The sequence below is a fragment of the Blastococcus sp. SYSU DS0828 genome (assembly GCF_054050975.1).
Map to the genome: position 1 here is coordinate 1 of NZ_JBJHAK010000037.1, position 22,734 is coordinate 22,734.

A 22,734-nucleotide genomic window follows, 5' to 3' on the forward strand; every position below is an offset into this window, starting at 1 on the left:
ATTAGAAAAAAACCACGCCCCCCCCCCCCCCCCCCCCCCCCCCCCCCCCCCCCCCCCCCCCGCCCCCCCCCCCCCCCCCCCCCCCCCCCCCCCCCCCGCCACGAGCAGCCGCCAGCCGACCACGGCCTCGCCGGCCCGGGCACCCACCCAGGCCAGCGCCTCGGCGGTGCTGCGCGCCCGCAGCACGCTCACCGCCGCGCCGGCGGCCGCGGCCTGCGCCGCCCAGGCGGAGACGACGGGGTCGGCGGCCTCGTCGAGACCCAGGACGGCGGCGCTGCGGACGCCGTGGGGGAAGGCCGGCGGCGCGGCCGCCCACCGTGGCACGCTGGTGTGCTCGATGCCCATGCCGATCAGGGGGCGAAGGACCGCTGGCCGGTGTAGAAGCCCAGCGCCCGGTCGGGGGTCTCGAAGCGGATCCGCGAACCCTTCGGGAAGAACAGCACGTCCTTGGGGCGAGCGATCACCTGCGCGCCGCTGTCGAGGTCGGTGAGGTGGAACTCGCCCTCCACCACGACCTTCATCTCGTCGTAGGTGTACGTGTAGTCCAGCGGCTCGCCCGCGAGCAGCTCGAAGAAGCCGGAGCACAGCTCCGAGCCCCCCGGGTTGGCGAACGTGTCGCCGATGGCGGCGTTGACGCCGGGGACCTCCATGCTCGGGAGCCCCTCGTAGGTGCCGCTCGCGTGTCCGAAGACGATGGTGCCGGTGGTGGTCATGTCCGCCTCCTCAGCGCGGGACCCGTCGGGGCGACCGATCCCTGTGGGTAGACGACATGTAACGCCAGTGGACGATTCGATGGGTGTCGGCGCTGTAACGAGTCGGTGACGAGGACCCTTCGCGGGTGCGGTGACGCCCCTCCCGTCCGGGTCATGCGGCCGCGGCGGAGCCCGCTCGTCCGCCGGAGCGGCCCCTATGCTCGCGCCGTGGAGGCAACCCCCGAGCCCGGCGGGCACGACGACGCGCCCGGCGGACAGCTGGAGGACGTCATCGCGATGCGCGTCCGCGAGTTCCGGCTGGCCAAGGGCGTCTCGCTGGCCGAGCTCGCGCGGACGACCGGCCTGAGCAAGGCGATGCTGTCCAAGATCGAGCACGCCCAGACCTCCTGCAGCCTGTCCAGCCTGGCGCGCCTGGCCGAGGCGCTGGCAGTGCCGGTCACGGCGCTGTTCCGGGGCGTGGACGCCGAGCGCGAGGCGGTCTTCACCCCGGCCGGCCACGGGGCGCAGATCGTCCGGCGGGGCAGCAACGTGGGGCACCTCTACCAGCTCCTGGGGGCGCTGCGCGGGGAGCACAAGCGGCTGGAGCCGCTGCTGGTCACGCTCACCGAGGCGAGCGAGGTCTTCCCGCTCTTCCAGCACCCCGGCACCGAGTTCATCTACGTGCTCGAGGGCGCGCTGATCTACGGCCACGGGGAAGCCCGCTACGAGATGCGCCCCGGCGACTCGCTGATCTTCGACGGCGAGGGGCCGCACGGGCCGGTCGAGCTGATCGAGCTCCCCATCCGCTTCCTGACCGTCACCGGTTACGGGCACGTCGTCTAGGTCGCGACCGGCCGCACCGCGCACCCGTGCGGCGGCAGCTCTCGCTTTCGTAACGCAGATTCACGTCCGCGTAACCACGAGGGCGTCCAGCACCATGAGACTGCGTTTCACGACGTGACACGCAACGACCGCCTCGCGCCCCGGTGCCCTCGGTGCCGGTCGGGCGGTGGTCGCCGGCGTGGCGTTCCGCACCCGTGTGTCCGGGTGCGATCCACCGATCTCGTGGCGTGGCCGGTCCCGCCCGACTCACCTGAGGAGAGTGGCTCATGCCTGCAGCCGACCTCGCCTGGCTCCTGGCGGCGTTCGCGCTCGTGCTCCTGATGTTCCCGGGCCTCGCCCTGTTCTACGGGGGCATGCTCGGCAGCAAGAACGTGCTCAACATGGTGATGATGGTCATGAGCACGCTGGCCGTCACGAGCGTCCTCTACGTCCTCTTCGGCTACGGGCTGGTGTCGGGCGACTCGCTCGGCGGCTGGGGCCTGATCGGCAACCCGGTCGACCACCTCGGTCTCGCCGGTTTCCACGACGACGGCGGCACCGGTGGCGCGGAAGGCGTCTACTGGACCGCCTTCTTCATCCTGTTCGCCGCGATCACGATCGCGATCGTGGCCAGCGGCGCGGCCGGCCGGATGAAGTTCGGCTCGTGGCTGGTCTTCTCCGCCGTCTGGTTGACCCTCGTCTACTTCCCGCTCGCGCACTGGGTGTTCGCCTTCGACGACGAGGAGAGCGGCGTCGTCGGTGGCTGGATGCGCAACGTGCTGCAGCTGCACGACTTCGCCGGTGGCACCGCGGTCCACATGAACGCCGGCGTCGCCGCCCTGGCGCTCGCGATGGTCCTCGGCAAGCGGCGCTCGCCGACGCACCGGCCGCACAGCCTGCCGCTGGTCGTCCTGGGCGCCGGGATCCTGTGGTTCGGCTGGATCGGGTTCAACGGGGGCTCGGCGGCCGGGGCGAACTTCCTCGCGCAGTACGTCGTCCTGACCACGCTGCTCGCCGGGTCCACCGGCATTCTCGGTTTCCTGCTGGTCGAGAGGCTGCGCGACGGCCACGCGACGACGCTCGGCATGGCGTCCGGGGCGATCGCCGGACTGGTCGGCATCACGCCTGCGGCCGACACGGTGAACGCCGCCGGCGCGCTGGTGGTCGGCTTCGTCGCCGGCGCCCTCGTCGCCTGGGCGGTGACCTGGAAGACGAAGCTGGGCATCGACGAGAGCCTCGACGCGTTCGCCGTGCACGGCGTCGGCGGCATCGCCGGAACGCTCTGCGTCATGCTCATCGGCGCGTCGAACTCGCCGGGCGGGGTGCAGGGCGTCCTGCTCGGTGGCAGCTTCGACATCGTCTGGCGCGAGCTGGTGGCGATCGTCGCGACCTGCACCTTCTCGTTCGTGATGACCTACGCCATCGCCTGGGCGCTGCAGCGCACGATCGGGCTGCGCGTCGACGAGGCGACGGAGGACGCCGGCCTGGACGTCGCCGTCCACGCCGAGTCGGCGTACGACTTCGACCGGGGCGTGAGCCCGACCCGGGTGGGCGCGACCGTCTACGGCCTCGACGAGGTGCCCCCCGCGCCGGTCGCCGTCGCCCCGACGTCGCCGCGCTGACCTGCGCCGCCCCCCGGCGCAGCCACGTGACACCGGAGGCCGGTCCCCGATGGGGCCGGCCTCCGGCGCGTCGCGCGAGGTCTGCGGCAACACGAACCTGGCGCGACCGTAACGCCGCGGAAACGGTGGCCGTGTTCACTGCTACGTGACAGAGGTTCATGTCAGTGAACAGCCGCAGGAGGATCCCGTGCCGCTCACCGCCACCCGTCCCGAGGCCCCGCCCGTCGCCGTCACGGCCGAACCCGAGGTGCTCGACCTCGCCACGCGGGCCCGCGCCGACGGCACGCAGTTCATCCTGGCGCTCTTCGTGGACCTCACCGGCAAGCCGTGCGCCAAACTGGTCCCGGTCGAGGCGGTCGAGGAGCTGCAGACCGAGGGTGTCGGCTTCGCCGGGTACGCCGTCGGCGCCATGGGTCAGGAGCCGAAGGACCCGGACCTCATCGCGATCCCGGACCCGGCCTCGTACATGCCGGTGCCGTTCATCCGTCCCGGCCTGGCGATCGTGCACTGCGATCCGCACGTCGAGGGCCGGCCCTGGCCGTATGCGCCGCGGGTGATCCTCAAGGAACAGCTCGCCCGCGCCGCGGAGCTCGGCCTGGACCTCAAGGTCGGCGCGGAGGTCGAGTACTTCCTCGTCGAGCGCGGGCCCGACGGCGCCCTGCGCCCGGCCGATCCGAGGGACACCTCCGAGCGCCCGTGCTACGACGCCCGCGGCCTCACCCGCATGTACGACCACCTGACCGAGGTCTCCCGGGCCATCAACTCGCTGGGCTGGGGCAACTACGCCAACGACCACGAGGACGGCAACGGGCAGTTCGAGCAGAACTTCGCCTACGCCGACGCGCTGACCACCGCCGACCGGGTGGTCACCCTCCGGTACCTGCTCTCGGTCCTCGCCGAGCAGCGGGGCATGACGGCCACCTTCATGGGCAAGCCGTTCACCGACCGCACCGGCAGCGGCCTGCACATGCACCTCTCGCTGTGGCGGGGCGGCGCACCGGTCTTCCCGGACGCCGAGGACCCGCGCGGCCTCGGGCTCTCGCCCCTGGCCTACTCCTTCGTCGCCGGTCTGATCGAGCACGCCTGCGGCCTGCAGGCGGTCCTCGCTCCCACCGTCAACGCCTACAAGCGCACCGGCGCGACGGGCACCCGGTCCGGCGCCACCTGGTCCCCGCGGACGGCGTCCTACGGCGGCAACGACCGGACCCACCTGCTCCGCGTGCCGGACGGCAACCGGGTGGAGCTGCGGGGTGGTGACGGCTCGGCCAACCCCTACCTCGCCGCGGCGACGGCGCTGGCGGCCGGGCTGGACGGGGTGCGCCGGGGGCTGGACCCGGGCGACCCGGGGGCCGCCACCAGCAGCCCGCTGCCTCCCACGCTGCTGCACGCGGTCGAGGCGATGGAGAGCGACCCGGTGGTCGCGGGTGCTCTCGACGTCGCCGGTCCGGGTGTCGCGGCCTACTTCGCCGGCCTCAAGCGCGAGGAGTTCTTCGAGTGGCACGGGCAGGTCACCTCCTGGGAGGTCGACCGCTACGTGACCGCCTTCTGACCAGCCGGATCGTCGAGAGGAACCACCCCCATGTGCGGGATCGCCGGGCTCCACCTGCGGGAGCCCTCCCTGTACCCCCGGCTCGGTGAGCTGCTGACCGGGATGCTCTGCCAGATCACCGAGCGAGGACCGGACTCCGCCGGGATCGCCGTCTACGGCGATCCGCGCTGGTCGCCGCCGGGGGAGTCGACGGTGTCGCTGCTCCCGGGAGACGCGAGCGCCCAGGAGGTCGGGACGGCGCTGCGCGAGCGGCTACCCGAGGCGGTGGTGGTCGACGCCGGGCAGACGCTGCTGGTGCACGCCGCGACCGACCCCGACACGCTCGTCGCCGCCGTCCGCGTGGCGGTCGGGCGGGTGGGGAAGGGCGAGGCGATCGTCATCGGCCAGGGGGAGGACCTCGCCGTCCTCAAGGGGGTCGGCCACCCGCAGGCCCTCGCCGCCGAGTTCGGCCTCGCCGCCGCGCAGGGCTGGCAGGGGGTGGCGCACACCCGGATGGCCACCGAGTCCGCGGTGACGCCGCAGGGCTCGCACCCGTTCTCGGTCGGCCCGGACCAGTGCCTGGTGCACAACGGATCCTTCGCCAACCACGCGACGATCCGCCGCGAGCTCCGGGCCGCCGGTATGACGTTCGACAGCGAGAACGACTCCGAGGTCGGCGCCCGGTTCGTCGCCGCACAGCTGGCCGCCGGCTACGACCTCGAGAAGTCGCTGAAGCTGCTCTGCGAGCGGTTCGACGGCTTCTACACCCTGCTGGTCGCCAACCGGGACAGCTTCGCCGTGGTCCGCGACGCCATCGCCTGCAAGCCCGCCGTCGTCGCCGAGACGCCGCAGTGGGTGGCCATGGCGTCGGAGTACCGCGCCCTCGCCGGGCTGCCCGGCATCGAGAACGCCCGCATCTTCGAGCCCGAGCCGGAAGAGGTCTACGCATGGCAGCGCTGAGCACGTCCCTGGAGTTCGCGGAGGGACGGGTGGAGCTGGCCGAGCCCACCCTCGTGGACCTGACCGTGTCCGACGTCCGCGCGCTCAACAGCGCGCTGCACGCGGTCGACGTCGCCGAGAAGGCCCCCACCTGGCGGGTCGCGAACCCCGACGGCCGGCACAACATCGCCGTCGGACTGGACGCCGACATCGACGTCGTGGTCGACGGGCACGTCGGCTACTACTGCGCCGGCATGAACAAGGCCGCGACGGTGACCGTCAACGGCAACGCCGGCGTCGGGGTCGCCGAGAACATGATGAGCGGGACCGTGCGCATCCGCGGCAACGCCTCGCAGTCGGCCGGGGCCACCGCGCACGGCGGGTTGCTCGTCGTCGAGGGGTCGGCGGCGGCGCGCTGCGGCATCTCGATGAAGGGCGTGGACATCGTCGTCGGCGGCGACGTCGGCCACATGAGCGCCTTCATGGGCCAGGCCGGCCGGCTGGTCGTGTGCGGCGACGCCGGCGACGCGCTCGGCGACTCCCTCTACGAGGCCCGCATCTACGTGGCCGGCTCGGTGAGGTCGCTCGGGGCCGACTGCGTGGAGAAGGAGATGCGCGCCGAGCACCTCGCCGAGCTCGCCGGCCTGCTCCGTGCCTCCGGGGTCGACGCCGACCCGTCGTCCTTCCGCCGCTACGGCTCCGCCCGGCAGCTCTACAACTTCCACGTCGACAACGCCTCGGCGTACTGAGAAAGGGCACCCCGTGACCGACAACCCTGCCTTGCGCCAGCCCGCCCTGCCCCCCGACCCTGCCCTCCGCGAGTCCGCCACCTTCGACCGCGCGACCATCGCCGACATCCAGCGCGCCGCGGAGACCGGCATCTACGACATCCGCGGCGGCGGCGCCAAGCGCAGGGTGCCGCACTTCGACGACCTGCTGTTCCTCGGCGCCAGCATGTCCCGCTACCCGCTCGAGGGGTACCGGGAGCGCTGCGACACCGACGTCGTCCTCGGCGACCGCAACGCCACCTACCCGCTGCACCTCGCCACGCCGGTGACCATCGCCGGCATGAGCTTCGGTGCGCTCTCCGGCCGCGCCAAGGAGGCGCTCGGCCGCGGCGCCAGCGAGGTCGGCACCTCCACGACCACCGGCGACGGCGGGATGACCCCGGAGGAGCGCGGCCAGTCCAAGCACCTCGTCTACCAGTACCTCCCGTCCCGCTACGGCATGAACCCCGATCACCTGCGCATGGCCGACGCCATCGAGGTCGTGCTCGGGCAGGGGGCGAAGCCCGGCGGCGGCGGGATGCTGCTCGGCCAGAAGATCACCGAGCGGGTGGCGGGCATGCGGACCCTGCCGATGGGCGTCGACCAGCGCAGCGCCTGCCGGCACCCGGACTGGACCGGCCCCGACGACCTGGAGATCAAGATCCGGGAACTGCGGGAGATCACGGACTGGGAGAAGCCGATCTACGTCAAGATCGGTGCCACCCGCACCTACTACGACGTCAAGCTCGCCGCCAAGGCCGGGGCCGATGTCATCGTGCTCGACGGGATGCAGGGCGGCACCGCCGCGACGCAGGACGTCTTCATCGAGCACGTCGGCATCCCGACGCTCGCGGCGCTGCCGCAGGCCGTGCAGGCGCTGCAGGAGGAGGAGCTGCACCGGAAGGTCCAGCTCGTCGTCTCCGGCGGTATCCGCAACGGCGCCGACGTCGCCAAGTGCATGGCCCTGGGGGCCGACGCCGTCGCGATCGGCACCGCGGCCCTGATCGCCCTCGGCGACAACGCACCGCACCTGGACGCGGAGTACCGCCGGCTCGGGTCGGCGGCGGGGTACTACGACGACTGGCAGGCGGGCCGCGACCCGGCCGGCATCACCACCCAGGACGACGAGCTGGCGCAGCGTCTCGATCCGGTGCAGGGCGGCCGGCGGCTGGCGAACTTCATCCGGGTGATGACGATGGAGGCGCAGATCATCGCCCGCGCCTGCGGCAAGGCCCACCTGCACTCGCTCGAGCCCGAGGACCTGGTCGCGCTCACCATCGAGGCCGCCGCCATGGCCCGGGTGCCGCTGGCCGGCACCAGCTGGATCCCGGGGCACGGGCTGTGACCGCGACGGCCACCACCGCCGACGTCGTCGTCGTGGGCGGCGGGCTCGAGGGCACGTCCATCGCCTGGTCGCTGGCTCGACGAGGGGTGACCGACGTCGTCGTCTGCGAGCGGGACACGGTCGGCTCCGGCGGCACCGGCAAGTCCAGCGGCATCGTGCGGTGCCACTACGGGGTCTCCTCGCTGGCGGCGATGGCCACCCGCAGCCTCGAGCTGTTCGAGAACGCCGCGGACGTCCTCGGCGACGACGTCGGCTTCCGGCAGACCGGGTACGTCGTCGGCGTCGGCGAGCCGAACGTCGCCGCCCTGCGGGCCAGCCTGGCCAACCAGCGGGCGGTCGGGGTGCAGACCGAGGAGATCGACCGCGCCGAGGTCGCGCGCCTGTGGCCGGTGGCCGACCTGTCCGACTTCGCCGCCTTCGCCTGGGAGGCGCGCGGCGGCTACGGCGACGCGTACCAGACCGCCCAGGGGTTCGCTGCGGCCGCGCGGCGCCTCGGCGTCCGCATCCGCCAGGGCACAGCCGTCGCCGAGGTGCTGGCCGACGGCGGCCGCGCGACCGGTGTCCGGCTGGCCGATGGGACGGCGATCAGCGCCGGCACCGTCGTCGTCGCGGCCGGCCCCTGGTCGGTGCCGCTGCTGGCGGAGCACGGCATCGACCTGCCGATCAGGGTGCACCGCGAGCCGATCGTGCTGCTGGACCCCGGGGTCGACCTCGGCCCGGTGCCGGTCTTCTCCGACCTGGTGTCGCTGCAGTACATCCGCGCCGACGGCGGCGGGCAGCTGCTGTTCGGCAACAGCGACCTCTCCACGCCGGAGCCCGCCGACCCGGACGCCTACCTGAACCGCGCCACCGACGAGTTCCTCGAGATGGCGGTGGAGAAGATCTCGCACAGGTTCCCGGGGTTGGCGGACGCCTCGGTCGCCGGCACCTACGCCGGCTGCTACGACGTGACCCCGGACTTCAACCCGGTCATCTCGGAGACGCCGGTGGAGGCGCTCGTGGTCGCCGCCGGCTTCAGCGGGCACGGGTTCAAGATCTCGCCGGCGGTGGGACGGCTGGTCGCCGACCTGGTCGTCGACGGGAAGAGCTCGGACGCCGACATCCCCGACTCCGACTTCCGGTTGTCGCGGTTCGCGGAGGGCGCTCTCCTCACCAGCCCCTTCCCCTACGTCGGTGCGGGGGAGATGCGCTGACCGGGCGTCTCCTCATGTGTCGCCCTCGGCCCTGCGTCGCAGTCCCTGGCCCACACGGGTGGACGGGCCCCGAGCGCTCCGCTCGCCACGCGGCCGGCAGGGGGCCGACGGCACCACGGTCAGGGGCTCAGGAGCTCCCCGGTGCGGACCAGGTGGTCGGCGACGTCGCGCAGCTTGGTGTTCGTCGTCATCGACGCCGTGACCAGGAGGTGGAACGCCTGGTCGGCGGTCAGCTTGTGCCGTTCGATCAGGATGCCCTTGGCCTGCTCGATGACCGCGCGGGACGCGAGCGCGGTCTGCAGGTGGTCGGCCATCTCCTGGGCGCCCCGGTAGGCCCGCACGCTCGCGGCGGCGATGCCCGCGTAGGGAGCGAACCCGGTCGCCACCGCGCGGCTGGTCTCGTCGAAGGCTGCGACCTCGCGGGCGTAGATGTTGAGCGCGCCGGTGAGCTCTCGCTCGCCGGCGAACACGAGCGGCACCGACAGCGAGCTGAGGTTGCCGCGCTCGGCGGCCTGCCGCGCGTAGTCGGGCCAGCGGTGCTCGACACGGGTGTCGACGATCTCGGTCGCGACACCGGTGCGGGAAGCGTGCAGGCACGGCCCTGCGCCCCTCGCGTACTGCGCGCGATCCAGGTTCAGGGCGAGTGGGCCGGTGTCCACGACCGTCGTCGCCTCGCCCTCGATGACGAGGGTGACCGATGCCTCCGGGGCGCCCGGCATGACGCTCTTGGCCTGGTCCGCCAGCGACTGCAGCAGGCTCTCCATCGACAGCTCGCGCAGCGACAGCCGCCCGAGGTTCTCCAGCGCAGCGGTGGCGTGGGTGGATCGGCGGTCGGGAATGCGGGCCACCAGGGCCTCCGGTCTGGCTCATACCGAAGGTGACCTCGGCGGCGCACCCGTACCGGGTGTCTCACTTCGCTGCGCCGCTGTTTTGACGCACCAGGGGTGCCCGGACGATGTCTGGGCTCAGGCAGAGCTTACGCGGCCCCTCCCGGGCCCACGCCCCCGACGCGGCGGTCCCGGCGTGCAGCGGCCTGTCGACCGGGCGGGCGACGAGACCTGCGCACCACGCCGTCGCGGTCCCCGCTGCGCGCGGCGGCAGGGCTCAGCCGGCGAGGACCGCGGGCCGGCGGCCGGCCCACGGGAGCGCCTCCTCCAAGAAGGCGGCGACGGACAGCAGCGTCGCTTCGGCGGCGTAGCGACCGCAGAGCTGGACCCCGACCGGCCACCCCTCGGCCGTCGGGATGCCGGGGACGCTGACCGCGGGCATGCCCGTCACGTTGGCGGGCGCGGTGAACGGCGCGAACGCGAAGATCCGGTCGTACCAGCCCCGCGCGTCCAGGCTCGGGTCGTTCTGGTCCAGGTGACCCAGGGCGGTGTTCGGGGCGGCCGTCGTCGGCGTCAGCAGCACGTCGTGGCGCAGGAAGAACTGGGCGATGGCGCGGGTGGTCGCGTTGAACACGCGGTCGGCGGCGTAGAGGTCCATCGCGGTGAGAGAGGCGCCGTACTCGGCGCAGGCCAGCGTCGCGTGCTCCAGCACGTCGCTGCCGAGCTCCACACCGAGCGCGGCGGCGGCCCCGTACGCCCCGTCGGCCAGGAAGCTGCACCAGGCGGCGAGGTTGGCCGTGTCGAACGCCTCCACGTCGAACTCCGGTGCCGCCTCGACGACGGCGTGCCCGTCCGCCGCGAGGGCCTCGGCGGCGGCGCGGACGGCAGCGACGCAGGCGGGGTCGACCGGGACGCCGTTGGGCGCAGCGGTGGCGACGGCGATCCGCAGCTTCCGCGACGGCGGGCGTGCCGCGTCGCGGAAGCTGGTCACCGGCTCCGGCAGCAGGTACTTGTCGCCGGGCTCGGAGCCGTGCAGGGCGTCGAGCAGCCCGGCCGCGTCGCGGACGGTCCGGGTCACGGCGAACTCGACGCCGAGGCCGAGCAGCGGATCGGCGAAGTCGGGTGCGACGGTGATCCGCCCCCGGGAGGGCTTCAGGCCGACCAGGCCGGTAGCAGCGGCCGGCACGCGGATCGAACCTCCGCCGTCGTTCGCGTGCCCGACGGGAAGGGCACGCGCGGCGACCAGCGCCGCCGATCCACCGCTGGAGCCGCCGGGGGAGCGGGAGGTGTCCCAGGGGTTGCGGGTCGGGCCGTTGGCCACCGACTCGGTGGTGGCGTTGAAGCCGAACTCGGGGCAGGCGCTCACTCCGATGGCGGCCAGGCCGGCCTCCCGGAACCGCCGCATCAGCGCGGTGTCGTAGGGGAAGGGGATGCCGGGGCCGAGCAGCCGGGAGCCGTCCCGCTGGGGAACGCCCTCGGCATGCATGACGAGGTCCTTGATGACGAAGGGCACCCCGGCGAACGGGCCGTCGGCGCTGGCGGCCAGCGGCCTGTCGAACAGGTCGCCGACGAGGGCATTGAGCTCACCGTTGACCGACTCGACGGCGGTCCGGGCGGCCTTCTGCACCTCCTCGTGGGAGACCTGCCCGGTGCGGACCAGGCTGGCCAGCCCGGTGGCGTCGTGCTCGGTGTACTCGGAGACCTCCACGGTCACTCCTTCGTCGTCGGCCGGTTCTCGCGTCGGCGACGGATGCTGCCCGGTGGCCGGGCGGTGCACATCGGTGGAAATGCGGACCACCGGGCAGCTACCGGGTGGCTCGAGTGCGTGCTTGGATGCCGCATGAGGTCCGCTTCCGGCTCAGGGGCATCGCGGCTCGGCGCCGCCCTGGCCGTGCGGGACGCCGCGGATGCGGTGGTTCGCGGCGAGGCCCAGTCCGGTCGCGCCGATGCGGTGCTCGAAGCGTTGCTGTCCGTGGTCCGACCGTCGGCCGCGGCCGTCTCGCAGTGGGACCCGGTGCGCGGGCGGCACCGGACGGTGGCCAGCGCCGGCTACCGCGAGGACGCGCTCGCGCTCATGGAGGCGCATTTCCACGAGGACCCGCGGTTCCCGGTCGCCCGCAGCCAGGGGCGACCGCTGCGGGTGCACGACATCCGGCCCGACCAGCGTCGTGGGCTGATGTTCGAGGAGGTGATCCGACCGGCCCGGTTCACCGACGGCGTGACCCTGTGCCTGTCGGCGGCCGGGCGGTACGTCGGCTCGGTGCACGCCTCCACCGCGGACGGGGAGGTGGACGACGAGACGGCGGGCGTGCTCCGGTTGATGTCGGCGGACCTGACCTGTCTCCTGGATCCGTTGGAAGGTGCAGCGGTCCCGGTGGCGGAGGACGCGGGGGCCTTCGCCTGGTCGCCGGCGGACGGGCGGTGGCTGGTGCTGACGCCGTCCGGCCGGCCGTCGCTGGTCGCACCGGCATCTCCGCTGGCCGCCCTGCTCCAGCCGGCGCGGTGGCCCTCGCGGATGGGGCGTCACCTGCTGGTGATCACCGGCGCGGAGCTGCTCGCGGTGGAAGCGCGTCCGGCGGGCCGCTGGGTCGTGGTCGAGCACCGGGCGTCCGCACCACCGGCGGGGCTGTCGCTGCGCGAGCTCGAGGTGCTGGCCGCGCTGGCGACCGGCGCGACCAACCGGATGGTGGCGCGTTCCCTCGGAGTGGGGGAGCGGACTGTGGCCACGCACGTGGAACACCTGCTCGCCAAGCTCGACTGCGGCAACCGGGCCGGCGCCGTCGCCTTCGCGGTCGCGGTCGGGCTGGTACGCGCGGGGCGCGGTGCCGCACCGGCCCCCGCCCGGACGGGTTCCTCGACCGCGCCGGGCACGCGGGCGCGTACCCCTGCGCCACGACCGGCCTGACCGACGCGCGCCGCACCGGCGCGTGCGGCCGGGGCGGGCCCACGGACCCGCGCTCCCGCCGCGAGGCCGCCGGGGGGCTACTGTGGAGGGCGTACCGGCTGCTCGCCGGCACCGCCCCGCCCGGCAGCACGCCTGCTCGCGCGGTCGGTGCCGCCGCCATCGACCGGCGGCCGGCGGACCGAACCCGGCTCGGGGGCATGGCCCCCGCGTCGGTGCCCGGTGCACCAGCGGGTCCGGGTCCGCGCGGTACTGGGCGGTGCCGGTGCGGTTGCACCGTCCGCCCGCGGGGCCGCGTGCACGTCCTGCCGCGGCGACCGTGCCGGGCAGTGCAGAGGAGGAGTTCGTGGCTCGACCAGGACGGCGCTCGACGAGCGCCCGGCGCGGCGCCCCGCGCACCCAGCGGCGCGTGCGCGACGGTGACGTCGTCGCCGTGCTGGCCCGCGCCGTCCGGGACGTCGAAGCGGCGGTCAAGCGCGACCGCGTGACCCCCTCCGTGCGCGCGGAGTTCCAGGCGATCGCCCTGGTGCTGCGCGAGGAGCGCGCCCGGGTGCAGGCCGACCAGGACACCGGCGAGGCCCGCCGGGCCGAACAGCTCAAGCGCCTGGACGGCATCGCGACGATCCTGGCCACCACCGCGGTGCGGAACTCCGGCCTGCTGGCGCTGCTCTCCGACGACGCCGTCGCCTCGGAGGCGGCGCGGTCGCACCGGCGGGAGCTGCTCGCCGCAGCCGGCGTCGAGGTGCCGGTGGAGGAGGACCCGACGCCGGCCCCGGCCGCCCCCGTGGCCGCCGCCACCTCCGCCGCCGCCGAGCGCCAGGTGGTGCCGCAGTCGGTCATCTCGCGGCAGCTGGCCAACCCGTTCCTCGCCCCCGACTTCGAGGCAGCCCGGCAGAGCACCGTCCGCCCGCGCCGGCTGGCCGGCTGGGAGCTCCTCGAGCCCCTGTTCAACTCCTTCGAGCGCGCCGGCGGCGGCGCCCCGGCGTGCATGCCGCTGCCGTTCCCGAGCTCCCAGTTCACCCCGGCGGGGCTGGAGCTCATGCCGCACCAGGGGCAGCTGGTCGCGGCGGCGGCGAACGGACACCGCACCTTCCTGCTCGCCGACGAGCCCGGCCTGGGCAAGACGGCGCAGTCGCTGCTGGCGGCCGAGGCGGCGCAGGCGTTCCCGCTGCTCGTCGTCGTCCCCAACGTCGTCAAGACCAACTGGGCCCGGGAGGCCGCCCGCTGGGTGCCCCAGCGCCGGGCCACCGTGATCCAGGGCAACGGCGAGAACGCCGACGGCTTCGCCGACATCGTGATCGTCAACTACGAGGTGCTCGACCGGCACGTGGGCTGGCTGGGCGGCTTCGGCTTCGGCGGGATGGTCGTCGACGAGGCGCACTTCATCAAGAACAAGACCTCGCAGCGCTCCCAGCACGTGCTCGAGCTCTCCGAGCGGATCCGGACCCGCGCCGGGCGGCCGCTGCTGATGGCCCTCACCGGGACCCCGCTGATCAACGACATCGACGACTTCCGGGCGATCTGGCAGTTCCTCGGCTGGATCGACGACGAGAAGCCGCTCGGGCGGCTGATGGAGTGCCTCGAGGAGACCGGCCTGACCCCGGCCGACCCGGGCTTCTACCCAGCGGCCCGCCAGTGCGTGATCGACCAGGGCATCGTGCGCCGTCGCAAGGTGGACGTGGCCGCCGACATCCCCGCCCGCCGCATCGCCGACCTCCCCGTCGAGCTCGACGACAAGGCCGGCCGGTCCATCCGGGCGGCCGAGCGGGAGCTCGCCCGACGGCTGGTGAAGCGCTACGAGAGCGCCCTGGCCGCGCGCGAGTCGGCCACCGAGGTCGAGGGCATCGACCGCGAACTGGTGCGCAAGGTCGCCGGCTGGGAGCTCAAGGACACCAGCACGAAGACCACCGGCGAGAACGTCTTCGGGATGATGCGCCGCATCGGCCAGGCGAAGGCCGGGCTCGCCGCCGACTACGCCGCGCAGCTGGCCCGCAGCGCCGGCAAGGTGGTCTTCTTCGCCAAGCACGTCGACGTGATGGACGTGGCCGAGGAGACCTTCGAGGGCATCGGCCTGCGGTACTCCTCGATCCGCGGTGACCAGACGCCCTCGGTGCGGCAACGCAACATCGACGCGTTCGTCAACGACCCGGACGTCGCCGTCGCCGTCTGCTCGCTGACCTCGGCCGGGGTGGGGCTGAACCTGCAGGTCGCGTCGGACCTCGTGCTCGCCGAGCTGTCCTGGACCGACGCCGAGCAGACCCAGGCCATCGACCGCAGCCACCGCATCGGGCAGACCGAGCCGGTCACCGCGTGGCGGATCATCGCCGCGCAGACCCTCGACGCCCGGATCGCCGAGCTCATCGACAGCAAGGCCGGGCTGGCCGCGCGGGCCCTGGACGGCTCCGACGAGGAGATGCAGGCCTCGGCGGATGTCCAGCTGGAGGCGCTCGTCGCGCTGCTCACCGACGCCCTGGAGAACCGATGACCGACCAGCAGACCGCGGAACCGATCCTGGCCGCGGCGACGCGGGTGGCCGAGCTGCTGCTCGAGGTGCAGACCCGCGTCAACCGGCGGATCGACGCCGAGCTGGCCGAGCTGCTGCCCGTCGTCCAGCGGCAGGTCGGCGTCGCACCGGACGACGCCGCCGACCTGTCGGACCTGGTCAACGCGCGGATCACCGGCCTGAGCGTCGTCGTCACCCCGGCCGCGGTCGCCGCCGCCGTGCCGGTACCGCCTGACTCGGCCGCCACGACGCGGGCGGCCCGCCGGGCGGTGGCCGGCGTCCTCACCGGTGCCGACGACCGCCTCGCCGTCATCGCCGGGCCGTGCTCGATCCACGACCCCGAGGCCGCCCTCGAGTACGCCGCCTTCATCGCGCGCATGCGCGAACGGCACGGTGCGGACCTCGAGATCCTCATGCGGACCTACACCGAGAAGCCGCGCACCGAGGTCGACTGGAAGGGCTTCGCCTACGACCCGTTCCTGGACGGGTCGAGCCGGATCAGCGTCGGACTCGTCGCCACCCGGATGCTCATGCGCCGCATCACGGCGGCGGGTGTGCCGGTGGCCGCCGAACCGCTGAACGCGCTGACGCCGCAGTACGTCAACGGGCTGGTCACCTACAACGGCGTCGGGGCGCGCAACGTCACCGACCAGACCGCCCGGGAGCGGGTGTCCGGCTTCTCCTCGGTCGTCGGGTTCAAGAACTCGCCCGAGGGCAGCGTCGACTCCGCGATCCAGGCGATGGTGACGGCGCGCGCGCCGCACGAGTTCCTGGGCGTGGACGCCCACGGCGTCTCCGCCCAGCTGTCGACGACGGGCAACGACACCGGCCACGTCATCCTGCGCGGCGCCAAGGACGGCCCCAACTACTCCGCCGCGCACATCGCCGACACCAAGCGCCGGCTGGCCGCGCGCGGGCTGCCGGAGGTCGTCGTCGTCGACGCCTCGCACGGCAACAGCCAGAAGAACCACCTGCGCCAGATCGAGGTGGTGCGCGACCTGGCCGGCCAGATCGCCGACGGGGAGCAGGCCATCCGCGGCGTGATGGTGGAGAGCAATCTGGTCGCCGGCCGGCAGGACCTGGACCAGCGGCACCCGGAGCGGCTGGAGTACGGCTGCAGCGTCACCGACGCCTGCGTCGACCTGCCGACGACCGAGCTGATGCTGGCCGAGCTGGCCGAGGCGGCCCGGGCCCGGCGGGGCGCTGCCCGCTAGAAGACCCCCAGCCCGCAGGAGGGGCAGCGCGCCGCGGGGAGCTGGGGAGCCCGGAGCAGGGAGCCGGTGGCCAGGTGCTCCTTGCCGAGGGCGGTGACCCCGACCGACTCGCCCTCGGGGATCCAGTTGAGGTAGATCGACTGGCCGGCGATGTGTCCCCGCTCGAGCTCGCTGCTGCAGCGGGGGCAGGTGGCGGGCAGTGGCACGGCGGCTCCTCGGCAGCGCTACGGTCGGCGACCGTCATGCTGCCACAGGGGGCGTCCCCGTCCCGACGAGTCGAGCGAGGAGGCCCCGTGCCCGACGACGCACTGCTCCTGGTGGTGAACCGGGCGGCCGGTACCGCGCACGACGATGCGGTCGAGGCGGCGGTGGCAGAGCTGCGCACCGGCGCCGACGTCGCCGTCGCCGCCACCGGTGACGCCGCGGAGCTGGACGAGGTGTTGCGCGACGACACCGGCCGCCGGGTGGTCGCGCTGGGCGGGGACGGGTCCGTGCACGCGGTGGTGGCCGCCCTCGACCGGGTGGGCCGGCTGACGCCCGAGGACCCCGTCGGCATCATCGCCTGCGGCACGGGCAACGACCTGGCCCGCAGCCTGGGGCTGCCGCTGGACCCGGCCGAGGGCGCGGCCGCGGTGCTGGCCGGCCGGCCCCGCCGGCTGGACCTCCTGCGCGACGACGCGGGCGGGATCGTCGTGAACGCCGTGCACGCCGGGGTGGGCGCCGAGGCGGCCGCCGAGGCCCACCGGCTCAAGAGGCGGCTCGGCGCGGCGGCCTACCCGCTGGGCGCCGCGATCGCCGGGGTGTCCGGCGCCGGGTGGGAGCTGTGCGTCGAGATCGACGGGGAGGTGGCCGCGACCGGCGAGTGGGCCGCCGACGGCCGGCTGGGCGTGCTGATGGTCGGGATCTGCAACGGCTCGACCATCGGGGGCGGCACCCCGCTGGCGCCGGACGCGCGGCCCGACGACGGGGAGGCCGACGTCGTCGTGAGCGTCGCCACCGGACCGGTGGCGCGGGTGGCCTTCGGGACGGCGTTGACCACCGGCGGGCACGTCGATCGGGACGACGTGCTGGTGGCGCGCGCCCGGGAGGTGCGCCTGTCCGGGAGCACCGTCGCCGTCGACGCCGACGGGGAGCTCGACGAGATCGCCGTCGCCCGCACGTGGCGGGTGCAGCCCGCCGCCTGGTCGGTCCTCGTCCCGCGGTAGCGGGTCGGGAGCGGCTGCTCAGGCGCGGTTCCCGAGCCGGCGGCGGACGACCGCGGCCTGCTCCGGCGAGCCGATGAGGGCGCCGATCTCGGCCTGCTCGGCGGCCAGCCCCTCGGCGAGCGGCACCCGCCCGGCGAGGTCGACCAGCCGCTTGACCGCCCGGGTGGCGCTGCGGCTGTGCCCGGCGATCTCGCTGGCCAGCTCGAGCGCGGCGGCCAGCGGGTCGGCGGCCTCGCGGGTGGCCAGCCCGAGGCGGACCGCCTCGGCACCCGACACCTTCCGCCCGGTCAGCGCGAGCTCCTTGGCGACGTCGCGGCCGACCAGCTCGGGCAGCAGCTGGGTGCCGCACATGTCCGGCACGATGCCCCACAGGATCTCCATCAGCGACAGCTGCGCGTCGGGCGCGACCAGCCGGATGTCGGCACCGAGGGCGATCTGCAGGCCGCCGCCGAACGCGACGCCCTGGACCGCCGCGATCACCGGGGCGGGCACCAGCGACCACACGTGCACGGCCTGCTGGGCCAGCGCACCCGCCGCGCCCAGCGGCTCCCGGGCGACGACGACGCGCTCGCCGCCCTCGGCCATCGCGGCGAAGGAACCGAAATCCAGGCCGGCGCAGAAGGCCCGGCCGGCCCCGGTGAGCACCACCGCGCCGACATCGTCCCGCTCCATCAGCCCGGTCCCGACGGCGACGAGCGCCTCGAACATCGCGGGGTCCAGCGCGTTCAGCTTCTCCGGCCGGTCCAGCCGCACCGTCGCCACGCCGTCGGCCACCTCGAGCGCCACCCGGCGCGACACGTCGTTGTCCACCTCCGCTGTCTACGGGCGGCCGGACCGGCGTGTCAACGAGCGCGGTGGGTGGGCCGACGCCCCTGCCTACGCTGCGCCATGACCTCCTTGCCCCGTACCGCTGCCCGGCTGCTGCTCGGCGCGACGATGGTGGGCGCCGGGGTGCTGCACCTGACCACCCAGCGGCAGGTGTTACAGGCCCAGGTGCCCGGCTGGTTCCCCGTCGACGAGGACCTGACGGTGCTGGGCTCGGGCGTCGCCGAGATCGCGCTCGGTGCGTCCTTCCTCGCGTTGCCGCGGAAGCGGCGGCTGGTCGGGGGGCTGCTGGCGGTGTTCTTCGTGGTGATCTTCCCCGGGAACGTCGCGCAGTACCTCGAGGGCACCGACGCCTTCGGACTGGACACCGACCGCAAGCGCCTCGCCCGGCTGTTCTTCCAGCCGCTGCTGGTGCTGTGGGCGCTGTACGGCGGCGGCTGGCTGCGGCGCGGCCGGAGGCGGGATCGACTCAGCCGACGAGCAGGTCCACCCACGACTCGGTGAGCCAGGACCGGAACTCGCCGACGCCCACCTCGGGGACAGGGCGCCCGGCCTCGGGTGGGTCGGGTCAGAGCTCCCGCCGCAGTCGCATCGTCCAGGGGCGCCCGTCGGGGTCGTAGACAGCGTCGTAGACCGGTGTGATGAGCCAGCGCTTCCACAGCGGCCCGTTGCGCCGGGGGTGGGCACGCAGCCGGCCGGTCGGTCGCGGTCCGCGGCGGCCGCTGTCGTGCCAGGCGTCGAGCGCCGCCGCGGATCGACGCATCGCCGCCACCGCGTCGTCGGCGTGCAGGAGGTCGGCGTCGTCGCCCTCGGCCCGGTCCAGGTGCTCGCGCATCAGGTCGAGCCGCAGCCGGCGGGCGAAGGTCCGTGCGCCGTCGCCCAGGCCACCGGGGTCGACCGGCTCCCGACCGTCGCGCGACTCGTCGAGCACGGCAGCGGTGAGCTCGGAGTCGTGGGTCCAGGAGCGCCGGTTGAGGTTCGCGCTGCCCACGGCGGCCCACACGTCGTCGACGATGCACACCTTGGCGTGCACGTAGACGGGGAAGCCGGCCTCGTTCTCCAGGTCGAACAGCTGCACCCGCTCGCCCCCGGCGGCCAGCACGGTGCGCCAGGCCGCGTTGCGGCCGCGCAGGGTGGCCGGCCGGTCGAGGCGCCCCTCGCCGTCGACGTGCCGGGGGACGACGGCGATCAACCGCAGCTCCGGGGACCGGCGCAACGCGGCCGCGAAGATCCGTGCGACCTCGCTGGACCAGAGGTACTGGTCCTCGACGTACACCAGCCGACGGGCGCGGGCGAGCGCCTTCGCGTAGCCGTGGGCGATGCTGCGCTCGCCTTCCGGGGCGAAGGGATGCGCAGGGCGGCGGCGGGGGTACGTGCGCAGCAGCTGCACCGTGCAGGTGCCGCTCGGCGCCGGTGGAGGTGACGGCGGCGGGACGGGGTGGACCGGGCGGGCCGCCCCGAGCAACCGGTCGGTCACGCGCTGCCAGGGCCAGCGGACCGGCGGTGCCGGGTCGGCCCACCGTTCCCGGAACACGGTCGCCAGGTCGTGCACCGCGGGCCCGGTCAGCCGCAGCTGGACGTCGTGCCAGGCCGGGGTCGGGCCGTACGCGGCGTTGAACCGCTGCCGCTGCGGGTCGCCGGTGTGCGCCGGCCCATCCCGGCGGGTCCGGGCCGGATCGATGCCACCGAGGAAGGCGACCTCACCCGTCGCGCCGGTGACCGTGACGAGCTTCTGGTGGTGCGACCCCAGGGGTCGCACCCGCGCGTCCAGCACCGCCTCACCCCCCGCCGCGTGCACCGCTCGCGCCAGCTCCCGGTGGGGGCCGAGGGTGAAGCCGAGCGCCGTCGCGTGCGACCGCCACAGCAGCAACCGGACGTCAGCACCGCGGCGGGCGGCGCCGACCAGTGCCGCGGCGAACGGCGGACCGTCGTCGTCGAGCAGCTCCTCCGGTTCGGCGCGCCAACTCGCCAGCAGGACGAGGTCCTCCGCGCCGGCGGCGTCCAGCACCGCGCGCAGCTGCCGGAGATAGGGGCGCCCGTCGACGACCGCGTCCACCGCGTTGCCCTCCCGCCACGCCGGTAGCGTTGTCGCGGAGTTCCCGCGTTGCTCGGCGGTGAGCAGCCACGGGTGCCCGCCGCCCAACCGGCGCACCCAGGGTGGCTCCCGACGCCGGCGCGGCCAGAACGGCATGGCGGGCGGATCACTCCTCGGTGCCTGGTCGTGGCGGCCGTCCGGGGACGGCCCTGGCCGGCAACGCGCCTACCCCTGTTCCCGGGCGGGCACACCGGGTGCCGCCGTGCGGGGGTGGGGGGACGCGGCGCAGGTGCGCTCACCGATGCCGGGGCTCGCGCCGGGCCGCTACCGTGCCTCGACCAGCACTCCGGCGAGGAAGTCGGCCAGCTCGTCCTCCGCGTCCAGGGGCAGCACCGCCGCCACGTGCTGGTCGGGTCGCGCCAGGACCATGCAGCCGCGCTCCCGGTCGATGCCCCGCATCGCGAAGACGTTCCCGGCGGCGTGGTCGGGGGAGAAGGCCTTCTCGTAGTCGACCAGCCCGAGGCGGCCCTTCCGCGGCAGCAGCACCGCCGGCAACCGGTCGACGGCCAGCTCGCGGTGCTCCTGCTGGAAGATCGCGCGGACGTCGATCACCGAGTCGGGCTCGGCGCCGTCGGGGGTGTACCGGGCCAGGGGTGAGTTCTCGGACCCGAGGTGTTCCAGCAGCGCCCGGGCCCGCGACCCGGGGTCGGCGGGCTCCGTGGAGTCGGCGAAGACGTAGAGCCGCCAGGCGCCGTCGGCCCGGGCCGCGTGCCCCAGCTGCACCGGCTTGGCGTCGGCGACCCGGATCACCGGGGCGGAGTGGAAGCGCATGCCGACCGGGTAGCCCGCGGCGAGCGACTGGTGCTCGGTGCTCCCGGTGATCATCGACGGCGCGTAGCGCGTGGCGACGCCGGCGGTGAACCGGCCCTGCTGCACGAAGTAGCGCTGGAACTCCTCGGGGTCGACGCCGTGGTCGCTCTCGTCCTCTTTCGGGGGCGCGCTGAACATGCGGGCGAACTCGCGGTCGAAGTCGATGAGCTCCTGGGCGATCGCCTGCCGCTCCGCGGAGTAGGTGTGCAGCAGCTCCGGGCGGGCGGTGCCGCGCAGCACCGCGGCCAGCTTCCAGCCGAGGTTCCAGGCATCGGCCATGGAGACGTTCATGCCCTGGCCCGCCTTGGCGCTGTGCGTGTGGCAGGCGTCGCCGGCGATGAAGACGTGCGGCAGGCGCGTCGCGGTCTCCTCCGCCGGCACGTCGTCGAACCTGTCGCAGAGCCGCTGGCCGATGTCGTAGACCGACCACCAGCCGACGCCCTTCACCTCGATGGAGTACGGGTGCAGGATCCGGTTGGCCACCGCGGCGAGCTTCTCCGGCGTGACGGCGCGCCGGTCGCGGAGTTCGCGGTCGGCGACGGCGTCGAGCTCGATGTAGAGCCGGACCAGGTAGCCGCCCTCGCGCGGGATGATCAGCAGGTTGCCCTGGTTGGCCGAGTGGATCGCCGCCTTCAGCCGGATGTCGGGGAAGTCGGTGACGGCGAGGACGTCCATGACACCCCACGACTGGTTCATCGCATCGCCGACCAGCTCGCGGCCGATCGCCGTGCGGATGCTGCTGCGCGCGCCGTCGCAGCCGACGACGTACCGCGCCCGGACCGTCGAGACCTCGCCCGTCGCCCGCCCGCCCCGGAGGTGCTGCAGGGTGAGGGTGACCGGGTGGTCCGAGGTGCCGCTGGTGTCGACGTCGACGCCGGTGGCGTGCAGCCCGTAGGAGGGCGCCAGCCGGCTGGCCGAGCGGGCCATGTGCTCGCGGAGCCAGGCCTGCATCCGCGCCTGGTTGACGATGACGTGCGGGAACTCCGAGAGCCCGTCCTCGACGTCCTGGACGCGACCGGTCCGCGCGATGCGGGTGCGGTCGGCCGGGTCGGGCCGCCAGAAGGCCACCTCGTTGACCCAGTAGGCCTCCGCGACGAGCTGGTCGGCCAGGCCGAAGGCCTCGAACATCTCGACCGTGCGGCAGGCCACTCCGTCGGCCTGGCCCACCTGCAGGGGCCCGTCCCGCCGGTCGACCACGACGGTGCGGATGTCGGGGAAGGCGGCCAGCTGCGCGGCGAGCACGAGCCCGGCCGGGCCGGTGCCGACGATGACGACGTCCGCCTCGGTGGGCAGCCCCTCCGGCCGGTCGGCGACCGACGGGTGCGGCTCCTCGACCAGCGGGTCGCCGGGCCGGTAGCCGTCGAGGTAGAACTGCACGTCTCGTCCCCTGACATCCGTACGTGTGCTGGCACCCGCGACGCTGCCCCACTTCCCGCGGAGGGGAA

Annotated in this window: 19 protein-coding genes; 12 read left to right on the forward strand and 7 right to left on the reverse strand. The window is 74.2% G+C overall.

What is annotated here, in order from left to right; translation table 11 throughout:
- Nucleotides 1–350: 350 nt before the first annotated feature.
- Nucleotides 351–713, reverse strand: coding sequence for a cupin domain-containing protein (locus ACI79Q_RS19855; RefSeq protein WP_456595082.1), 363 nt, complete (start codon nt 711–713; stop codon nt 351–353).
- 207 nt (nt 714–920) lie between these two features.
- Between ACI79Q_RS19855 and ACI79Q_RS19860 the strand changes: the two genes are divergently transcribed.
- From ACI79Q_RS19860 to ACI79Q_RS19890, 7 genes are all read left to right on the forward strand, one after another.
- A complete protein-coding gene (locus ACI79Q_RS19860) occupies nt 921–1,535 on the forward strand; it encodes a helix-turn-helix domain-containing protein (protein WP_456600463.1) in 615 nt (204 codons plus the stop codon).
- A gap of 266 nt (nt 1,536–1,801) precedes the next feature.
- On the forward strand, nt 1,802–3,136 hold the full coding sequence (locus ACI79Q_RS19865) for an ammonium transporter (RefSeq protein ID WP_456590510.1): 1,335 nt from the start codon (nt 1,802–1,804) through the stop codon (nt 3,134–3,136).
- Nucleotides 3,137–3,323: 187 nt separating this feature from the next.
- Complete coding sequence (gene glnT, locus ACI79Q_RS19870; RefSeq protein ID WP_456590509.1) at nt 3,324–4,685, forward strand: type III glutamate--ammonia ligase; 1,362 nt, start codon at nt 3,324–3,326, stop codon at nt 4,683–4,685.
- 30 nt (nt 4,686–4,715) lie between these two features.
- Nucleotides 4,716–5,624: a hypothetical protein gene (locus ACI79Q_RS19875; RefSeq protein WP_456590508.1), complete on the forward strand. Its 909-nt coding sequence runs from the start codon at nt 4,716–4,718 to the stop codon at nt 5,622–5,624.
- Complete coding sequence (locus ACI79Q_RS19880; protein ID WP_456590507.1) at nt 5,612–6,352, forward strand: GltB/FmdC/FwdC-like GXGXG domain-containing protein; 741 nt, start codon at nt 5,612–5,614, stop codon at nt 6,350–6,352. The genes ACI79Q_RS19875 and ACI79Q_RS19880 overlap by 13 nt, the downstream gene beginning before the upstream one ends.
- A 13-nt stretch (nt 6,353–6,365) precedes the next feature.
- Entirely contained in the window at nt 6,366–7,715 is a 1,350-nt protein-coding gene (locus tag ACI79Q_RS19885; RefSeq protein ID WP_456590506.1) for an FMN-binding glutamate synthase family protein, read from the forward strand.
- A complete protein-coding gene (locus tag ACI79Q_RS19890; protein ID WP_456615228.1) occupies nt 7,712–8,908 on the forward strand; it encodes an NAD(P)/FAD-dependent oxidoreductase in 1,197 nt (398 codons plus the stop codon). The genes ACI79Q_RS19885 and ACI79Q_RS19890 overlap by 4 nt, the downstream gene beginning before the upstream one ends.
- Before the next feature lie 119 nt (nt 8,909–9,027).
- Here ACI79Q_RS19890 and ACI79Q_RS19895 read toward each other — a convergent pair whose 3' ends face one another.
- Together ACI79Q_RS19895 and ACI79Q_RS19900 are read right to left on the reverse strand one after the other, a co-directional pair.
- Nucleotides 9,028–9,756, reverse strand: a complete 729-nt coding sequence (locus ACI79Q_RS19895) for an ANTAR domain-containing protein (RefSeq protein ID WP_456590504.1) — start codon at nt 9,754–9,756, stop codon at nt 9,028–9,030.
- A 256-nt stretch (nt 9,757–10,012) separates the two neighbouring features.
- Nucleotides 10,013–11,443: an amidase gene (locus ACI79Q_RS19900; RefSeq protein ID WP_456615229.1), complete on the reverse strand. Its 1,431-nt coding sequence runs from the start codon at nt 11,441–11,443 to the stop codon at nt 10,013–10,015.
- Between the two features lie 132 nt (nt 11,444–11,575).
- Here ACI79Q_RS19900 and ACI79Q_RS19905 point away from each other — a divergent pair, with 132 nt between their 5' ends.
- The 3 genes from ACI79Q_RS19905 (at nt 11,576) to ACI79Q_RS19915 (ending at nt 16,354) form a co-directional block, all read left to right on the forward strand.
- Nucleotides 11,576–12,640, forward strand: a complete 1,065-nt coding sequence (locus ACI79Q_RS19905; RefSeq protein WP_456590502.1) for a helix-turn-helix transcriptional regulator — start codon at nt 11,576–11,578, stop codon at nt 12,638–12,640.
- Nucleotides 12,641–12,983: 343 nt separating this feature from the next.
- The gene (locus ACI79Q_RS19910; protein WP_456590501.1) at nt 12,984–15,122 is read left to right on the forward strand and encodes a DEAD/DEAH box helicase; all 2,139 of its coding nucleotides are present in this window, start codon (nt 12,984–12,986) and stop codon (nt 15,120–15,122) included.
- Complete coding sequence (locus ACI79Q_RS19915; RefSeq protein WP_456615230.1) at nt 15,119–16,354, forward strand: 3-deoxy-7-phosphoheptulonate synthase; 1,236 nt, start codon at nt 15,119–15,121, stop codon at nt 16,352–16,354. Before ACI79Q_RS19910 ends, ACI79Q_RS19915 begins: the two co-directional genes overlap by 4 nt.
- Here the strand turns inward: ACI79Q_RS19915 and ACI79Q_RS19920 are convergent.
- Nucleotides 16,351–16,560 carry a PF20097 family protein gene (locus tag ACI79Q_RS19920; RefSeq protein ID WP_456600458.1) on the reverse strand — a complete coding sequence of 70 codons (210 nt, stop codon included), beginning with the start codon at nt 16,558–16,560 and terminating at the stop codon, nt 16,351–16,353. The two genes, ACI79Q_RS19915 and ACI79Q_RS19920, sit on opposite strands and share 4 nt — an antisense overlap.
- Nucleotides 16,561–16,647: 87 nt before the next feature.
- Here ACI79Q_RS19920 and ACI79Q_RS19925 point away from each other — a divergent pair, with 87 nt between their 5' ends.
- Entirely contained in the window at nt 16,648–17,559 is a 912-nt protein-coding gene (locus ACI79Q_RS19925) for a diacylglycerol/lipid kinase family protein (protein ID WP_456615231.1), read from the forward strand.
- Nucleotides 17,560–17,577: 18 nt separating this feature from the next.
- Here the strand turns inward: ACI79Q_RS19925 and ACI79Q_RS19930 are convergent, their stop codons facing one another.
- Nucleotides 17,578–18,369: a crotonase/enoyl-CoA hydratase family protein gene (locus ACI79Q_RS19930; RefSeq protein WP_456600456.1), complete on the reverse strand. Its 792-nt coding sequence runs from the start codon at nt 18,367–18,369 to the stop codon at nt 17,578–17,580.
- A 78-nt stretch (nt 18,370–18,447) separates the two neighbouring features.
- On the opposite strand from ACI79Q_RS19930, the gene ACI79Q_RS19935 reads away from it, so the two are divergent.
- Nucleotides 18,448–18,888, forward strand: coding sequence for a DoxX family protein (locus ACI79Q_RS19935; RefSeq protein ID WP_456615232.1), 441 nt, complete (start codon nt 18,448–18,450; stop codon nt 18,886–18,888).
- Between the two features lie 64 nt (nt 18,889–18,952).
- Here the strand turns inward: ACI79Q_RS19935 and ACI79Q_RS19940 are convergent, their stop codons facing one another.
- Both ACI79Q_RS19940 and ACI79Q_RS19945 read right to left on the reverse strand, forming a co-directional pair.
- Nucleotides 18,953–20,575, reverse strand: coding sequence for a phospholipase D family protein (locus ACI79Q_RS19940; RefSeq protein WP_456600454.1), 1,623 nt, complete (start codon nt 20,573–20,575; stop codon nt 18,953–18,955).
- Nucleotides 20,576–20,743: 168 nt separating this feature from the next.
- Entirely contained in the window at nt 20,744–22,666 is a 1,923-nt protein-coding gene (locus tag ACI79Q_RS19945) for an FAD-binding monooxygenase (RefSeq protein WP_456590496.1), read from the reverse strand.
- Nucleotides 22,667–22,734 lie beyond the last annotated feature (68 nt).

Bases quoted from the DNA above. Each gene is read 5' to 3' on its own strand.
- ACI79Q_RS19875 (WP_456590508.1), top strand. From the start codon at position 4,716: ATGTGCGGGATCGCCGGGCTCCACCTGCGGGAGCCCTCCCTGTACCCC.
- ACI79Q_RS19855 (WP_456595082.1), bottom strand. From the start codon at position 713: ATGACCACCACCGGCACCATCGTCTTCGGACACGCGAGCGGCACCTAC.
- ACI79Q_RS19940 (WP_456600454.1), bottom strand. From the start codon at position 20,575: ATGCCGTTCTGGCCGCGCCGGCGTCGGGAGCCACCCTGGGTGCGCCGG.
- ACI79Q_RS19865 (WP_456590510.1), top strand. From the start codon at position 1,802: ATGCCTGCAGCCGACCTCGCCTGGCTCCTGGCGGCGTTCGCGCTCGTG.
- ACI79Q_RS19905 (WP_456590502.1), top strand. From the start codon at position 11,576: ATGAGGTCCGCTTCCGGCTCAGGGGCATCGCGGCTCGGCGCCGCCCTG.
- ACI79Q_RS19880 (WP_456590507.1), top strand. From the start codon at position 5,612: ATGGCAGCGCTGAGCACGTCCCTGGAGTTCGCGGAGGGACGGGTGGAG.
- ACI79Q_RS19915 (WP_456615230.1), top strand. From the start codon at position 15,119: ATGACCGACCAGCAGACCGCGGAACCGATCCTGGCCGCGGCGACGCGG.
- ACI79Q_RS19935 (WP_456615232.1), top strand. From the start codon at position 18,448: ATGACCTCCTTGCCCCGTACCGCTGCCCGGCTGCTGCTCGGCGCGACG.